Origin of the sequence: Bacillus sp. FSL R5-0447 (assembly GCF_038606125.1) — a bacterium.
In the GTDB taxonomy this organism is placed as follows: Bacteria; Bacillota; Bacilli; order Bacillales; family Bacillaceae; genus Bacillus; species Bacillus velezensis.
Genome location: NZ_CP152012.1, coordinates 4,239,225 through 4,254,369 on the forward strand (window position 1 = coordinate 4,239,225; position 15,145 = coordinate 4,254,369).

The following is a 15,145-nucleotide window of genomic DNA, read 5'->3' on the forward strand; positions in this document are numbered from 1 at the left end:
GCCGGTTAGTCCTGTTCAGGGTTTCTCAAGTAATAACCGACACCCCGTCTTGTGACGATCCAGTTCGGATGGCTCGGATTATCCTCGATTTTCTCGCGAAGGCGGCGCACTGTTACATCCACCGTTCTCACATCACCGAAATAGTCATAGCCCCACACAGTCTGCAGCAGATGCTCACGCGTCATAACCTGTCCGATATGTTTGGCTAAGTAATGAAGCAATTCAAACTCACGATGGGTCAGCTCGATCGTTTCTTCTCTTTTTGATACGACATAAGCGTCAGGGAAGATGACGAGAGAACCGATATGAATGTCATTAGAAGCTGATTCTTCCTCAGCCGGCGCAACCGTAAGCTGGCGGCGCAGGTTCGCTTTGACGCGGGCCAGAAGCTCACGCGTGCTGAAAGGCTTCGTGACATAGTCATCCGCTCCGATTTCAAGCCCGATGACCTTGTCAATCTCCGAGTCTTTTGCCGTCAGCATAATAATCGGCATATCATATTTTTTCCGGACTTCCCGGCACACTTCAACCCCGTCTTTATTCGGAAGCATAATATCTAAAAGAATTAAATCAGGCTGAAGCTCCTCCACCATTTCCACGGCTTCGTTTCCGTCGTACGCACAATGCACGTCATAGCCTTCTTTTCTTAAATTAAACTCTAATATATCTGCAATCGGTTTTTCATCATCGACTACAAGGATTTTCTTATCCATCATCTTGATTTTCCTCCTGCCAGAATGACTTCATTTCATCTATTGATGTTTCATGATGATCACAATTCGGATCGTGAAAAACGTTCCCCGTCTATTATAACGGTTTCAGGTCAAAAGATAAAAAAATTAAAGAGAACAGCGCAAAAACGTATTGAACTGCCATCCTTTTGTCATGTTTTTTATTTTCTTTTAAAAAATAATATTTTTTTGAAACCTCACAAAAAAAAACGCCGTCTAGTGTTTGACGTCTTCTTCTGGGCCGGCTGAAAAGCCGGCTCTCCCTTTTTTTATAACAAAAGAAAAAACGCACCTACTATTGCAGATGCGTTTGGGTAAGTGGCTCGGGACGGAATCGAACCGCCGACACACGGATTTTCAGTCCGTTGCTCTACCAACTGAGCTACCGAGCCAGATGTTTCTTTTCTATACTATAAAGTAAAGTAAAATGGCGGTCCGGACGGGACTCGAACCCGCGACCTCCTGCGTGACAGGCAGGCATTCTAACCAACTGAACTACCGGACCTTACAGTAATTTGTCCGGAAAGCCGTATCGTGGCGGCCCTCCGAGGACAAATAAGGAGTTAGCAATAACGCTAAAGTAAATCAATGACCCGTACGGGATTCGAACCCGTGTTACCGCCGTGAAAGGGCGGTGTCTTAACCGCTTGACCAACGGGCCATAAAAAGTGGTGAGCCATGAAGGACTCGAACCTTCGACCCTCTGATTAAAAGTCAGATGCTCTACCAACTGAGCTAATGGCTCTTGATGTGTCGGATTATGTATCATAGAGCATTCAGACAAAAGCTTTCTTGCAGTACTCTATTGAAGCTGTTCCGTAACAACGAGATTTATAATATCATAGAACATTCGAAAGTGGCAACTACTTTTTTGAAAAAAATCTATTATTTTTTTCCTACATAAAAAAACAAGCCTCCGTGACCGGAGGCTTGTTTGCTGCAAATTCTTAGTTAGCGCGGTATACACTGCGGATGACGTTCGTTTGTGAACGGTCGGGACCGACAGAGAAAATAGAAAGCGGAATACCTGTCAGCTGAGATACGCGTTCCAGATAATGGCGCGCATTTTCAGGAAGATCGCTTAATGTTTTTGCGCCTGTGATATCTTCCGTCCAGCCAGGCATTTCTTCATATACCGGTTCACACTCTGCGAGAGCTTTCAGACTTGCCGGGAATTCTTCAATCACTTCACCTTTGTAGCGGTAAGCGACACAGATTTTCAATGTTTCAATGCCAGTCAGCACATCGATTGAGTTCAGAGAAAGATCTGTGATTCCGCTGACGCGGCGGGCATGACGGACAACAACGCTGTCAAACCAGCCGACACGGCGCGGACGGCCTGTCGTTGTGCCGTATTCGCGTCCGACTTCACGGATTTGATCCCCGATTTCATCTTTCAGCTCAGTCGGGAAAGGACCGTCACCGACACGGGTTGTGTACGCTTTAGATACACCGACGACGTGCTGGATTTTTGTCGGGCCTACGCCTGAACCGATCGTCACCCCTCCGGCGACCGGGTTGGATGAAGTGACAAACGGGTATGTCCCTTGGTCAATATCAAGCATAACCCCTTGAGCGCCTTCAAATAAAACGCGGCGGCCTTCATCCAGCGCGTCATTTAAGACGACGGATGTATCGCATACATACTTTTTAATCTGCTGGCCGTATTCATAATACTCATCCAGAATATCTTCAATTTTGAAGCCTTCCGTTTCATACATTTTTTCAAGCAGACGGTTTTTCTCTTCAAGGTTCCGTTCAAGCTTTTCTGCAAACACGTCACGATCTAACAGGTCTGCGATCCGGATGCCGATCCGCGCCGCTTTGTCCATATAAGCAGGTCCGATGCCTTTTTTCGTTGTGCCGATCTTGTTGGCCCCTTTGCGTTCTTCCTCTACTTCATCCAGTTTCAGATGGTATGGAAGAATGACGTGGGCTCTGTTGCTGATTCTCAAGTTATCCGTGCTCACATTGCGTTCATGAAGATACGCAAGCTCCGTTATGAGCGCTTTCGGATCAACAACCATTCCGTTCCCGATGACACACGCTTTTTCTTTATAAAAAATTCCTGATGGGATTAAATGAAGCTTGTACGTGACGCCATCAAACTTGATGGTATGTCCTGCATTGTTTCCGCCTTGATAACGTGCGATCACTTCTGCATTTTCTGATAGGAAATCTGTAATTTTACCTTTTCCTTCATCGCCCCACTGCGTACCTACTACGACTACTGAAGACATATATCCGTGCACCTCCGTTAACCTTTCAAAACGATATCTCATTCAAACAAATTAAGTGTATCAGTGCCGAAACAGAAAGTCAATCGTAAATCCGAACGTTTAAATCTTATTAATCTATATTTGTTCGCCTTAAACATAATTAAAAGCGTTTTCTCTTTCATTTGCTATCTATCACTCCCGAAACTTTCATGCTTTAATAAGAAAAAGAACCCGTAATCAGGGTTCTTCAAACAGTCATTTATTTGCCGCTTGTATTCATCAGGACGACCCGCCAGCCGTCAGGATCTTCGATGGTCACGCCTTTTTCTTTCCAGTACGGGTTTTCGGGTGCTTTCTCCTCATATCCCATCTGCTTTAATTTCGTGCTGATGCGAATGACCTCCTGCTGATCCTGGATGTAAAAGACAAGCAGGCTGTCGCCGTGCGGAACGGGCGCCGGCTGAGACGCGCCGGTTTCTTCGGTGAATTCTAAGTGATATTGCGTATGGGGCAGGCCGAACATGACGCCGCTGTAGCCCTCATGTCCGGAAAAACTGCCGACCCTCTTCAGCCCGAGGCCCTCTTCATAAAACCTGATGATTTCCTTAAGCTGTCCGGTCGGCCGGGCAATCCGGATTTGCGCCGCTTGAAATTGCGGAAATTCAATTGCCATCATCATCCCTCCCTTAATTCCATTATATAAAAGCGCTTTCCTTTTTTCGTCTGCCGAACGGACGGCATTCTTTCATTCTTTCGGATGAAAAAAAGCCTCAAGACATTGCTTGAGGCTTTACGCACCTGCCGGAACACCGCCGTCATCAAAGCGCCTTTCCAGGTTTACGAACTTATTGTATTCTTTCACAAAAGCCAGTGAGACGGTGCCCACCGGGCCGTTACGCTGTTTGGCGATAATGATCTCGATGATGTTTTTGTTTTCGGATTCTTTATCATAGTAATCATCACGATACAGGAAGGCGACGATGTCGGCATCCTGCTCAATACTTCCCGACTCACGGATATCTGACATCATCGGACGTTTATCCTGCCGCTGCTCAACACCCCGGGAGAGCTGAGACAGGGCGATGACCGGGACTTCAAGCTCCCGTGCCAGCGCTTTTAGCGCCCGTGAAATTTCCGATACCTCTTGCTGGCGGTTATCGCTCGAACGGCCGCTTCCCTGAATGAGCTGCAAGTAGTCAATTAAAATCATGCCCAATCCGTTTTCCTGCTTCAGCCTGCGGCATTTTGAACGGATTTCGCTGACGCGGATGCCGGGGGTGTCATCTATAAAGATACCGCTGTTTGACAGGCTTCCCATCGCCATCGTCAGCTTGCCCCAATCTTCTTCCGTCAGATTACCCGTTCTGAGATTTTGGGCGTTAATATTCCCTTCAGCGCAGAGCATACGCATGACAAGCTGCTCGGCACCCATCTCAAGACTGAATATCGCGACGCTCTCATCCGTTTTGGTGGCCACGTTTTGCGCAATATTTAAGGCAAACGCCGTTTTCCCCACAGACGGACGGGCCGCGACAATGATCAAATCATTCCGCTGAAAACCCGCCGTCATCCGGTCAAGCTCAATAAAACCAGTCGGAATCCCGGTAATATCGCCTTTCCGGTTGTGAAGCTGCTCAATGTTGTCGTATGTTTGCACAAGCACGTCTTTAATATTTTGGAAGGCGCCCGAATTTTTTCGCTGCGCGACCTCCATAATCGTTTTTTCCGCATCGCTTAATAAATCTTCAACTTCATCCTCGCGCGTATACCCGTCTTGAGCGATCGAGGTCGCCGTTCTGATTAAACGGCGGAGAATCGATTTTTCCTCAACGATTTTCGCGTAATATTCTATATTAGCCGCTGTCGGAACGGAATTCGCGATGTCCGTCAGGTAAGAGACGCCTCCCACCTCTTCTAACAAATCGGTATTCGCAAGCTCTGACGTTACCGTGACCAAATCAACCGGTTCACCGCGGTCTCCGAGCACGAGCATGGCATTGTAAATTTTTTGATGTGACATTCTGTAGAAATCATCCGGAATCAACACTTCAGAAGCCAGTGTTAACGCAGACGGCTGTAAAAAAACAGCACCTAACACGGCCTGCTCAGCTTCTATGTTTTGCGGCGGCAGCCGATCATTCAGAAGGTCTGTCATGCTAAGCACCGTCCTCTCCTTAAAAAATATCCAAACTCCATTTTACCATTTCTCAAGAAAAAGAATAGAAAAACATCACTTTCCCTGTATTTGTCAAACAGCGGCTGCGTGTTTCACCATTCCGAATGCCGGGAAACAAATAAATAAATCGAAACCAGGAGGTAAGAAGGATGAAAACATATGCAGTAACACCCAGTATTGATACGGACGGATGGTTTGTGAAGGTGGAAAATGTGGCGCCGACGGCTCTTTATACATCAAAGGACGCGGCGATCGAGAAAGCGGAGCAGACGGCTAAAGAGAACAGCCCGTCTAAGCTTGTCATTTATGATCAGCATAAAAACATTGAAGAAGAACGGTCCTTTTAAGAAAAGCCTTCGCCCGAGCGAGGGCTTTTCTTAATCGATGAAACGGATGTGCAGCACCGTCTGCGCCATGAGATCGGCCGTTTTTTGATACAGCTCCCATTCTTCACAGGCGGCGAATACTTTCATCATGTCCTGCAATGTCTGTTTCAGTATGATAAATTCGTCAATTGTCCGCAGTTCTGCGGCTTTTTTCTGATAATCAGCCAGCTTCAGCTGTAATAACATCAATGGCGATTGCATAAAAAACCTCCCCCATTCTGTTATAAAGCCCCGCTTTTCAAACCTCCATTCCTTTGTCATATCCTCTTACGATAGATTTCTGATTTTAGTACAATAAAGAAACGGAAGGAGTGATCACATGAAACCGCTGCAAATTTCCGCCGAAACGGCGCAAAAGCTCGCAGAATCACTGAATATGCCGCTTGAGAGAATCATGCACATGCCTCAGCACATTCTGCTTGCCAAATTAGCTGAAGTCCAAAAAGAGAACGATCACAAATAAAGGCTGCTCTCTCATATATATGTGCGGGAGGCGGAAGCGATGGCTTTCCGCCCCTTTTTTTCATGAAGAAAATTTTGGCAAAACATTCTTTAAACGGAACCGATCCGATTTTAACCGTCTCACAGCTGAAAAAACTTGTTGACGAAGGAAAAGTGAAACATTTCTTATTATCCGGAAACAATTCAGGCAACACAAAGCTTGTCTCATGGATGAAAAAGAACGGCACAAAAATCTCAGCTGACCCATACAGCACCGGAAAAACAAGCTCAGCCCGGCAAGGAATGACAGGCGGCCCGGGCGGACAAAGTCAGCAGACTCTGTATGAGATGAAAAAATAGTTCGGAAAGAGGCTGGATAGTTAAACGCCGGCCTCTTTATTTTGCTCTTGAAGCACCTGCCATGCGGCGCCGGTATCATTCAGAAAAATGATTGATAAATCCTTTCTATTTTTGAAACCATCAGTTCCTGACGCAGATGCCGGCCGGCATAGGAGCGCGCTTCTTTTCCAAGCCGTTTCCTGAGAGACTGATCCGTAATCAGCATTACGAGAGCATCAGCAAGTTCGCGGCTGTTGCCGGGCTGACAGATAAGCCCTGTGGCCTCATGCCGGATCATCTCAGGGATTCCTCCGCAGTCAGTTGCGACAATGGCTTGACCTGAGAACATCGCTTCGATGATCGCTATAGGGAAATTATCATTCAATGTCGGCAGGACAAATATAGATGATTCAGCCAAAAGCGCCGGCACATCACGTCGTTTTCCGAGGAAAAACACATTTGAGAGGCCCAGTTTCCGTCTCTTCTCTTCCAGAAACCCTCTCATGTTTCCGTCTCCGATGATCCATATATCAACTCCGGATAAATGGTGCCGGATGCGGGCGAGAGCGTCCAGCAGCACATCATGTCCTTTTCGCTCGGTCAGACGGGAAACGCACGCGATCACGAGCTTTTCAGCACGTTTTGACTCAGGGGCATCCTGAATGTGAATACCGGTATGAACAGTCTTCAGCTGGGCTTCCTTCGCTCCGTACTCCAGCAAGGGCTCGTGAAAGGAGTCGCTGATTGTAATGATTTTATCCGAAGCCCGAATACCCTGCCTTTCTATTTCACTGAAATATGCCTCTTCTATTGAACCCTTTTGGATTTTATGAAACTTCATCCGGCTTTTCGTAAAATGTCCGTGCGGCGTGAAAAAAAGAGGACGCTGGTACGTTTGATTAAGGTATCCCAGCAAAAATACCGCAAATAAATCCTGCGCGTGAAACAGGTCATATTGTTCTAAGTCTTTCTCCTTCAAAAATCTTTGAAAGACATGTAAATAGCTGAGATTCTTCACAAACTTTTCGTTTGCGGCGCCGTATCTGCCAACAAGAAACGCTCTGATCTCGTCAGCGGCCCGCGGGATATCTTCCTGAAAAAAAGTTGGCGGCATTTGGAGCGGCGAGATGACATCCGCCTGATGACCGATGCGCTCAAAACCCGTCTTAATTGATGTGATATAACTCGCCAACCCTCCGACATTCGGGTAACGGAGAAAGGTTGCGTACAGAATACGCAATGGCTTTTTTCGTTTAGGGGAGCTTTTTCCTTCCGCACAGAACGAATACAGCATCTCTGGCTCACCTTGATATTCGATCCCGTAAAATTGATCCATGACGCGCAATAAGGCTGGAGGCACCAGACCGTTCGGCTTGCCGATCTCTTCTTTCACATCCGCTCCCCCTCTCTCAAACTTATAATCCTAATTCCCGTCCCCATTTTGACACTTTGTCAACATGATACGGCAGCAGTTCCCCTCCCCGATTGTCGAAGATTCTCCGCAATTGGGTATGAAGCCCTTTTTCAAGTGTTCTCTGCAAATAAGCCATTTTATAAAGCGTCATAGGAGGGGTCTGAAAATGAATGCCCCGCTTTTTCATTTCTTTCGTATACACTTTTACGCAATACGTCCGAATATCTTCTGCGTGCCGGCTCCAATCTTTTCTGAAGCCAAGCAGAATTTCAACCAGCACCGTCATATCAAACCAAACCGGCGCGTATTTTGCGGATTCCCAATCGATGAATTGAATATCCCACGGTTCATGTCCGGTCGCATCGTGGGTGCAGATATTCTGCATATGAAGATCACCGTGTGTGATGGCTGAGCCGTTTTGTATCAATTCAGGGAAAAAATCCGGCTCCTCCTGCTCAAGCAAGTTTGTGATTTGCCGATAATGAGGCTTCACGATATCTTTTGTGCGCTCATCTTTAAGAGCCCTATCCAATAATTCCGCTGTCTTTTTGATCTGCTTTTTACGCCCTTTTCTCATGGTTTCCGATCCGTATACCGGCAGCCACGACCGCCATTTACCGTCAGAAATATTCTTGTTTTCAAAGGTGCGGCTGTGCAGTTCTGCGACAGACGGAATAATATACTTGAAATGCTTCGGGTGAAATGTAAGCTGTCCCCTGATCTGGCTGACAAACTCCATAAATATCCACGTTTCATGGTCACTTTCTTCTATAAGATAGATATCCGGCAGCAAATTCCCTAAAACGGAACGGGCTTTCCCGTATATATTAATCTCGACCTTGTTTTTTTCACGGGAAGATTTATATACCTTCAATATCAGCGGAACAATGCCGGATTTTTTCTTTACAAACAGTTTATAAATGGCGCTTCTGTCCGTCGATTTCAGGCATGTGATGTCATCCGGATTCACCGCAGTCCTTTCACCGAACGAATACGACAGTTTTTCGTCAATTCTCAGTTTTTGAAATGCGCCATACAAAAGATCCTTTTCATACATGCCGATCTTCCTTCCGCTTCCGTTTCCAGCTGTTTTTGAGATGAGACCAAGTGTTTCTGATAAATGGCATCGGGTCATTCCAAGCAAAAAGAGCGTACTCTTTTTTTCCTTTACACCCTTTCCAAAAATCCCGGAACGTCATTTCTCCTCTTTTTCGTTTCTTCAAAAACGTTAAGAAATAACGCACCTCATAAATCCAGTTGATTCCGTCTTTTTGTTCGAGCTGGGGCTTCACATGTTGTCCGGTCAAATACAGATAGTACATGTAAACGAAATGAACGCCTGCCGGTTCTGTCAGGCTATGGCTGAGCCAAAAGCGCGGATTAATTTCGATAAACTTGTAAACATTGTCCCGGGGATCCTTTTTAAATTCCGCCATGCCTACTCCCTTCAGCTGAATCGCTTCAAAAAACGGCAGGGTCTTCTCGATTAAATCAGGAAGCCGTTTGCTGACGACGTGGGCCCCCGCGCCAAAATCTGCAGGGAATTGATGGTTCTTTTGCAGAGAGAATAAGCCCATTAATTTCATTTGGTCATCATAAAAAGTGGCGACTTTATAAAAACACTGGTTGTCTCCGGGGATGATCTCCTGCACGAGCAGTTCTCCATTTTCTCTGTAGGAGCTGAACTCCTTGCGCAATTGTGCGGCATCCTTCATTACAATTGCTTTTTTGTTTACTTTTTTTCTGTATTCATGGCCGGCCACCGGTTTTAAAATACACGGGAAGTCAATATTGGCGATGGCCTCTTCCAGCTCATCCTGATTGTTCGGAAAAAAGGTTTTCGGGCAGGGGATGTTATGCTTGACCGCTAATTCATATGCTTTGCTTTTATCTAAGACCGTTTCTAACAGAGAGTGGCTCGGGAGCAAAAATAAAAAAAAACCGGCTAATGTCTCGCGGAATTTAGATATAAATCCCGCATAATCATCAGATCCTGCGTACAGAACCGGCTTTGCTTGGAATCGCTTCCCGAAATCAGTCAGAAATGTCAGCAGTTCTTCCTCTTGTGTTAAAGGGCTGGGACATATCCCGCAATCTGCCAATCTTGATTTTCCGATACGATAAGGTCCCTCCGTGTCAAACGCGTAAACATCGATTCCTCTTCGGGCCAGGCTGCGAATGATCCCAATCCCGTTTGCACTGAAATCAAGTACAACGGCTGCATGTTCATGTTTCATGATCTCCCTCCGAGCTGTTGGTATTTTGATAAATCGATTCGATATTTTTTATCATCGTCTCACTGCTTAAATATTTCTCCGCGTAGGCCTTTGCGTTTGAAGCAGCTATCTTCCGCGCAGATTTGTTAGTGATAAAAAACGCTAAAGCCCGGGCAAGAACCTTTACATTTCCCGGCTCGACAATAAGCCCCGTTTTGTTATGGCGAATCAGATCCGGAATACCCCCGCAATCGGTCGCGATGATAGCCGATCCGCTGAACATCGCTTCAATAATCGAAATAGGCAGACTATCATTAATGGTCGGCAGTACGAATATGTCCGTCATATTCAAAATAGCGGGAACATCATCTCTTTTTCCTAAAAAGGAGACCATAGATAGATTCAGTTTTCGAGCCTGTTCCTCTAAGGCGCTCCTCATCTCTCCGTCGCCCGCGATCAGCACTTCAACATGTTCAAGTAGATCAGACGGAATTCGTGAAAGTGCGTCAAGCAAATGATTATGTCCTTTTCTCGGGCCTAATCTTGCAATACACGAGATGATGATCTTATTTTTCGGTACCGGGGTTTTTCTTTTCCCGCCTGTTTTTGCATCGTAATCGATTCCTGTGATCACCGTTGCCATGTCTTCCTGTTCGGCTCCGAGCTTCATGAGCGGGCTGCGGAACGTATCGCTGATAATAATCAGGCGATCTGCGTATTCAATGGCTTTCATCTCTAGTTTTTTATAATAAAACTCTTCTACCGATCCTTTTTTAAAAATGTGAAATTTAAGTCTGTTGAAAGTAAACATGCCATGCGGTGTAAAAAACAAAGGTTTTTTATAAATACGGTTGAACCTGCCCAATATATTGGCTGTAAATAAATCTTGAGCATGAAGCACATCATATTTTTCCAGATGAATCTTTTGAAGCATTTGCTCGTATATAAACATCAGCCGATTATTCTTCAAAATATGATCACTGTAATCCCCGTATCTGTCACTAAAGAAATCTTTTAATTTCGGAACAACATCCGCCCGCAGTTCTTTTACCTGTGCGGAAGGAAACTGATTGGGGGATATGACATCCACCTTATGACCTCTTTTTTTCAGTCCTTCACTAAGCGTTTTAATATAGTTTGATAAACCGCCCGTGTGCGGGTAGTCCCAAAACGTGGCAATCAAAATGGATAACTTCTGTTTTTTTCCGTATAATCGCGGAATATGATGTGCATTTTTCATCTGAGTCTTTACCGCCGTCTTTTTTTGAGGGCGCGCTTTGACCCCGTAGTAGCGGTCAAGCGTCTGAATCATATACGGATAGGGGACGGAAAATGTCTTGATCATTTCCAGATCCTCCGCACGACTTCAAAAGCTTCGGCGTATTCCACACCCGCCGTCATCCCTCTGACTCTTCCTAAATGTTTTACGCCTTCATATGAACGGGGATGAGGGTAATCCCTCATTTCTACGTCATAGTGGTGAAGCGCCGCGAGTTTGGCATCCATTGTGTCTGTGATGTTAACGAAGTAATTAGGCTTGAAGAGTTTATCAGCCGTATTCCTCTCCCACTCGCTTGAAGATAGCGTTTCAAACGTAAGCAGTTCGATAGGCTTTTGATTCGGAAGCGGTCTGGCGGCTGTTAAAACTGCTTGGAATGTTCTCTGGTGATCCATATTGATATCGCCGTAATGATGTGTAAAGATTTTTTCAGGCTGATAGACGCGAATGAGCTGCTCTAATTCTTTGACAAGCTTATGAAGAGGGATACATTCCAGCTCTAAATTCGTATGCTCCAAAAAGATGACTTTCTCAATTCCAAGCTCTTGATTCGCGCGTTCGCCTAATTGTTTAATATGATGAGCTTCTTCTTTTCTTCCTAATGCCGTAATAATGGAAATCACTTTATATCCTTCATTGATCAGCCGTTTTATGGTGCCCGCTGCTCCCAATAGTTCATCATCGGGATGAGCGCCGATAACCATAATGTATTCTGCCATTTTTTCCACACTCCACCAAACAAATGTTACAAATATCATATGACGACCCTAAAAAAAGGAAACTTACATATGCGGATTTTCAGAAACTTATCATTTCCTTCGCCATTCCCGGTAGCGTGACGGATTTAATTTTTTTATAGTGTTCAAAAACTCATCCGCCAAGCCGTATTTGTCCAGTCCTTTTAATAGTTTTACGGGAACTCGGGTAACGGTCGAAAAGGCTCTTTTATGGTCGATCACTTTAAGTTCACCTTGTTCGTTGATCAGAATGTGCCTGATTTCGGCATCCCACCTGGCAAAACCGATATCTTTTAATTCATCCAGCATGTTTAAAATATCAGCTGTCAGTTTGACGGACAGGGATTTTTCTTTTTTGATATGGCGCGCAAGGGAGGTGCCTTTGACGTATTCCATCACAATATAATGATCTCCGTATTCATACAGTTTCGGGATCACCGGTGAACTATATCCGAGCTGTAAAGCTTCCAATTCCTTCTTACACGTCTCTTTTTTAAAAAAATATTTTATGCATTTGTTGTGTGTTAAGCGATAGACCTCCCCGTCTTTTCCGTCTCCGATCAGCGGATAGTGTTTCAGCGCTTTTTTATTCTCCGGATAATTAAAATATGTTTCAGAAAAAAATCGTTTCATACCGACACATCCTTCGTCATGATGTAATATAATATTCAATCCGTAACGATCGGAAATGAAACATTCTCCTCATTTTCTTGCGCTGCGCCGTCTGCTGACATGAAAAAAACCCGCCGGATCGGCGGGTTTTTCATTGTGTATTACGCTTCTTCTTTTACGTGAACCTTCAGCACAGCCTGAACTTCAGGGTGCAGCTTTACAGGAACGTTTGTATATCCCAGTGTGCGGATACCGTCTTGGAGCTCCAGTTTCCGTTTATCCACTTTAATCTTATGCGTTTTTTGCAGCGCTTCTGCAATTTGTTTGCTTGTGACAGATCCGAATAGACGGCCGCCTTCACCGGATTTGGCACTCAGCTCAACAGTCAGCTGTTCAAGCGTTTCTTTCAAATCTTTCGCTCTTTCAAGCTCGGCAATCGCTTCTTTTTTCTCTTTTTCTTTCTGTCCTTTCAATGCGCTGATGTTCGTCGCATTTGCTTCGACAGCGAGGCCTTTTTTAATGAGAAAGTTATGTGCATAACCGTCTGCTACGTTTTTCATTTCGCCTTTTTTTCCTTTACCTTTTACATCTTGTAAGAAAATAACCTTCATCTCTGAACGCCTCCCTCAAAATATTCATCAATGGCTTCCTTCAGCCGGACGAGCGCTTCTGAGACAGAAATGCCCGATAACTGGGTTGCCGCATTGGTTAAATGCCCTCCGCCATCCAGCGCCTCCATAATAATCTGCACATTGACCTCGCCCAGCGATCTCGCACTGATGCACACCGTATGTTCATCCCGTCTGGCTACCGCAAATGAAGCTTCCACTTCACTCATCGATAAGAGGGAATCAGCCGCCTGCGCAATCAGCACCTGGTCAAAGTACTCCTCTTCGTTCTCAGGAAGAGAAGCAATCGCGATATGTTCTTTATAAAGAGACGTATGCTGGATCAGCTTCGCCCGCTTGATATAAGAACCGACCGATTCTTTGAGAACTTTCTGCACCAGAACCGTATCTGCGCCTTTCGCTCTCAAATAAGAAGCGGCGTCGAACGTCCGCGAGCCCGTGCGAAGGGAAAAGCTCTTCGTATCCACTATTATACCAGCTAACAGGGCCGTCGCTTCAATCATATTGATTTTGAGCCGCTTCGGCTGGTATTCAAGCAGCTCCGTCACGAGTTCTGCGGTGGATGAAGCATATGGCTCCATATAAACGAGCAGCGGGTCTTTAATAAATTCCTCGCCTCTGCGGTGGTGGTCAATCACAACGATGTGCTCGATTTTGTTCACGAGACGCTCTTCCATCACAAGGGATGGTTTATGTGTATCAACGACGACAAGCAGCGTGTCGTCATTTGAAATTTCCATCGCCTCTTCCGGCGTGATGAACCGCGACCACAGCTCTTCATATTTTTTAATTTCTTCAATCAGACGCTGAACGCTTGATCCGATCTGGTTCGGATCAATGACGATGTAGCCTTCTTTGCCGTTGGCCTGCGCCACCTTCAATATTCCGATTGCGGCTCCGACTGCGTCCATATCAGGAAATTTGTGCCCCATGATAATGACATTGCTGCTTTCTGAGACAATTTCCTTGAGCGCGTGAGAAATCACCCGGGCGCGCACCCTTGTGCGCTTCTCCATCGGATTCGTTTTGCCGCCGTAAAATTTCACCTTGCCGTTCGGCATTTTGATCGCCACTTGGTCGCCTCCGCGGCCGAGAGCCAAATCGAGGCTGGACTGCGCCAGATCTCCAAGCTCCTTCAAGGAAGAAACCGATGCGCCGATCCCGATGCTGAGGGTCAAAGATACAGTGTGAACGGATGTTTTTTCTCGGATTTCATCCAAAATCGAAAATTTCGCGTTTTCAAGCTCCGTTAAAATGTGTTCATTTAACACCGCGATAAACCGCTCCGAGGACGTCCGTTTCAGGAAAATGCCGTACTCCTGCGCCCACGCATTTAATAATGAGGTGACCTGGCTGTTCATCGTACTTCTCGTTTGGTCATCCAGCCCCTGTGTGACGTCATCATAGTTATCTAAGAAGATATATGCCAGCACGGTTCTCTCATTTTCGTACTGCTTTTCAATCTGAATCTGTTCTGTCACATCAAAGAAATAAAGCAGGCGCTCATCTCTTTTAATCACTACTTTAAACTTCCGCTCATTCAAGGTGATCGTTTCCGAATCGACCTCCTGCTTGATCAGCGGCACGACGGCCTCGCATGTGTCATACAGCGACCGTCCGACGAGCGTGCTTTCATTAAAACAGGAAGACAAAAACGGATTCGCCCACTCAATGTAATATTGATCATTAAACAGCATAATCCCGATAGGCATTTCCATTAATGCCTCTTCGCCTACTTTTTTCAATCTATACGATAACGTGGAGATATAATCGTCAATTTCTTTTCTGATCAGAGAATCCGCACGCTTAATGAAAAACAAGATCACGGCGAGCAGCACAACGCCGATGGCTCCTATCAGCCAGTTAAAGTAAATGCTGATGAGGATTATGATGATTGACAATGCAATCAATGCATAGATGGGATACCGAAACAACGGTTTTTCATAAAAACTAGGCATTTCTATCA

The 15,145-nt window shown here is 45.5% G+C and carries 15 protein-coding genes, 4 tRNA genes and 1 pseudogene; 3 read left to right on the top strand and 17 right to left on the bottom strand.

From position 1 onward, the window contains the following. Positions 1–5: 5 nt before the first annotated feature. The 8 genes from walR to dnaB form a co-directional block, all read right to left on the bottom strand. Positions 6–713 carry a cell wall metabolism DNA-binding response regulator WalR gene (gene walR, locus NYE68_RS21295; protein ID WP_004393104.1) on the bottom strand — a complete coding sequence of 236 codons (708 nt, stop codon included), beginning with the start codon at positions 711–713 and terminating at the stop codon, positions 6–8. A 337-nt stretch (positions 714–1,050) separates the two neighbouring features. After that, positions 1,051–1,123 (bottom strand) — tRNA-Phe (locus NYE68_RS21300). A 36-nt stretch (positions 1,124–1,159) separates the two neighbouring features. Beyond that, positions 1,160–1,236, bottom strand: a tRNA-Asp gene (locus NYE68_RS21305). Between the two features lie 84 nt (positions 1,237–1,320). Continuing rightward, positions 1,321–1,392: transfer RNA gene (locus NYE68_RS21310), tRNA-Glu, on the bottom strand. A gap of 8 nt (positions 1,393–1,400) precedes the next feature. After that, a tRNA-Lys gene (locus NYE68_RS21315) sits at positions 1,401–1,476 on the bottom strand. A gap of 202 nt (positions 1,477–1,678) precedes the next feature. After that, a complete protein-coding gene (gene purA, locus NYE68_RS21320) occupies positions 1,679–2,971 on the bottom strand; it encodes an adenylosuccinate synthase (RefSeq protein ID WP_012118894.1) in 1,293 nt (430 codons plus the stop codon). Positions 2,972–3,209: 238 nt separating this feature from the next. After that, on the bottom strand, positions 3,210–3,623 hold the full coding sequence (locus tag NYE68_RS21325; protein ID WP_324636194.1) for a VOC family protein: 414 nt from the start codon (positions 3,621–3,623) through the stop codon (positions 3,210–3,212). 117 nt (positions 3,624–3,740) lie between these two features. Further along, on the bottom strand, positions 3,741–5,105 hold the full coding sequence (gene dnaB / locus NYE68_RS21330; RefSeq protein WP_004393100.1) for a replicative DNA helicase: 1,365 nt from the start codon (positions 5,103–5,105) through the stop codon (positions 3,741–3,743). 170 nt (positions 5,106–5,275) lie between these two features. Between dnaB and NYE68_RS21335 the strand changes: the two genes are divergently transcribed. Beyond that, positions 5,276–5,473, top strand: coding sequence for a DUF2188 domain-containing protein (locus tag NYE68_RS21335; RefSeq protein WP_324636193.1), 198 nt, complete (start codon positions 5,276–5,278; stop codon positions 5,471–5,473). Between the two features lie 30 nt (positions 5,474–5,503). On the opposite strand, the gene NYE68_RS21340 is transcribed toward NYE68_RS21335, so the two are convergent. Beyond that, the gene (locus NYE68_RS21340; RefSeq protein ID WP_012118898.1) at positions 5,504–5,713 is read right to left on the bottom strand and encodes a hypothetical protein; all 210 of its coding nucleotides are present in this window, start codon (positions 5,711–5,713) and stop codon (positions 5,504–5,506) included. A gap of 118 nt (positions 5,714–5,831) precedes the next feature. Between NYE68_RS21340 and NYE68_RS21345 the strand changes: the two genes are divergently transcribed. Beyond that, entirely contained in the window at positions 5,832–5,975 is a 144-nt protein-coding gene (locus tag NYE68_RS21345) for a YycC family protein (RefSeq protein WP_007407902.1), read from the top strand. Positions 5,976–6,067: 92 nt separating this feature from the next. After that, a pseudogene (locus NYE68_RS21350) lies at positions 6,068–6,313 on the top strand (hypothetical protein); the annotation flags it as partial. 79 nt (positions 6,314–6,392) lie between these two features. Here the strand turns inward: NYE68_RS21350 and NYE68_RS21355 are convergent. The 8 genes from NYE68_RS21355 to NYE68_RS21390 form a co-directional block, all read right to left on the bottom strand. Further along, the gene (locus tag NYE68_RS21355; protein WP_053573859.1) at positions 6,393–7,685 is read right to left on the bottom strand and encodes a glycosyltransferase family 4 protein; all 1,293 of its coding nucleotides are present in this window, start codon (positions 7,683–7,685) and stop codon (positions 6,393–6,395) included. A gap of 22 nt (positions 7,686–7,707) precedes the next feature. Then, complete coding sequence (locus tag NYE68_RS21360; RefSeq protein ID WP_324636192.1) at positions 7,708–8,763, bottom strand: phosphotransferase; 1,056 nt, start codon at positions 8,761–8,763, stop codon at positions 7,708–7,710. After that, positions 8,756–9,943, bottom strand: a complete 1,188-nt coding sequence (locus NYE68_RS21365) for a carbamoyl-phosphate synthase (protein ID WP_007614989.1) — start codon at positions 9,941–9,943, stop codon at positions 8,756–8,758. The genes NYE68_RS21360 and NYE68_RS21365 overlap by 8 nt, the downstream gene beginning before the upstream one ends. Then, positions 9,933–11,267, bottom strand: a complete 1,335-nt coding sequence (locus tag NYE68_RS21370; RefSeq protein WP_324636191.1) for a glycosyltransferase family 4 protein — start codon at positions 11,265–11,267, stop codon at positions 9,933–9,935. The genes NYE68_RS21365 and NYE68_RS21370 overlap by 11 nt, the downstream gene beginning before the upstream one ends. Next, positions 11,264–11,920 carry a PIG-L deacetylase family protein gene (locus NYE68_RS21375; protein ID WP_060562283.1) on the bottom strand — a complete coding sequence of 219 codons (657 nt, stop codon included), beginning with the start codon at positions 11,918–11,920 and terminating at the stop codon, positions 11,264–11,266. Before NYE68_RS21375 ends, NYE68_RS21370 begins: the two co-directional genes overlap by 4 nt. 90 nt (positions 11,921–12,010) lie before the next feature. Beyond that, the gene (locus tag NYE68_RS21380; protein ID WP_061861064.1) at positions 12,011–12,571 is read right to left on the bottom strand and encodes a kinase; all 561 of its coding nucleotides are present in this window, start codon (positions 12,569–12,571) and stop codon (positions 12,011–12,013) included. A gap of 140 nt (positions 12,572–12,711) precedes the next feature. Beyond that, complete coding sequence (gene rplI, locus NYE68_RS21385; RefSeq protein ID WP_004393063.1) at positions 12,712–13,161, bottom strand: 50S ribosomal protein L9; 450 nt, start codon at positions 13,159–13,161, stop codon at positions 12,712–12,714. Then, positions 13,158–15,137 (bottom strand): DHH family phosphoesterase, encoded by a 1,980-nt coding sequence (locus NYE68_RS21390; protein WP_007407911.1) that lies wholly within the window; start codon positions 15,135–15,137, stop codon positions 13,158–13,160. Before NYE68_RS21390 ends, rplI begins: the two co-directional genes overlap by 4 nt. Between the last annotated feature and the right edge of the window lie 8 nt (positions 15,138–15,145).

What these genes read in the sequence shown, in the direction of transcription:
- walR (WP_004393104.1), bottom strand. Translation starts at nt 713, where the DNA reads ATGGATAAGAAAATCCTTGTAGTCGATGATGAAAAACCGATTGCAGAT.
- purA (WP_012118894.1), bottom strand. Translation starts at nt 2,971, where the DNA reads ATGTCTTCAGTAGTCGTAGTAGGTACGCAGTGGGGCGATGAAGGAAAA.
- NYE68_RS21325 (WP_324636194.1), bottom strand. Translation starts at nt 3,623, where the DNA reads ATGGCAATTGAATTTCCGCAATTTCAAGCGGCGCAAATCCGGATTGCC.
- dnaB (WP_004393100.1), bottom strand. Translation starts at nt 5,105, where the DNA reads ATGACAGACCTTCTGAATGATCGGCTGCCGCCGCAAAACATAGAAGCT.
- NYE68_RS21335 (WP_324636193.1), top strand. Translation starts at nt 5,276, where the DNA reads ATGAAAACATATGCAGTAACACCCAGTATTGATACGGACGGATGGTTT.
- NYE68_RS21340 (WP_012118898.1), bottom strand. Translation starts at nt 5,713, where the DNA reads ATGCAATCGCCATTGATGTTATTACAGCTGAAGCTGGCTGATTATCAG.
- NYE68_RS21345 (WP_007407902.1), top strand. Translation starts at nt 5,832, where the DNA reads ATGAAACCGCTGCAAATTTCCGCCGAAACGGCGCAAAAGCTCGCAGAA.
- NYE68_RS21360 (WP_324636192.1), bottom strand. Translation starts at nt 8,763, where the DNA reads ATGTATGAAAAGGATCTTTTGTATGGCGCATTTCAAAAACTGAGAATT.
- NYE68_RS21365 (WP_007614989.1), bottom strand. Translation starts at nt 9,943, where the DNA reads ATGAAACATGAACATGCAGCCGTTGTACTTGATTTCAGTGCAAACGGG.
- NYE68_RS21370 (WP_324636191.1), bottom strand. Translation starts at nt 11,267, where the DNA reads ATGATCAAGACATTTTCCGTCCCCTATCCGTATATGATTCAGACGCTT.
- NYE68_RS21375 (WP_060562283.1), bottom strand. Translation starts at nt 11,920, where the DNA reads ATGGCAGAATACATTATGGTTATCGGCGCTCATCCCGATGATGAACTA.
- NYE68_RS21380 (WP_061861064.1), bottom strand. Translation starts at nt 12,571, where the DNA reads ATGAAACGATTTTTTTCTGAAACATATTTTAATTATCCGGAGAATAAA.
- rplI (WP_004393063.1), bottom strand. Translation starts at nt 13,161, where the DNA reads ATGAAGGTTATTTTCTTACAAGATGTAAAAGGTAAAGGAAAAAAAGGC.
- NYE68_RS21390 (WP_007407911.1), bottom strand. Translation starts at nt 15,137, where the DNA reads ATGCCTAGTTTTTATGAAAAACCGTTGTTTCGGTATCCCATCTATGCA.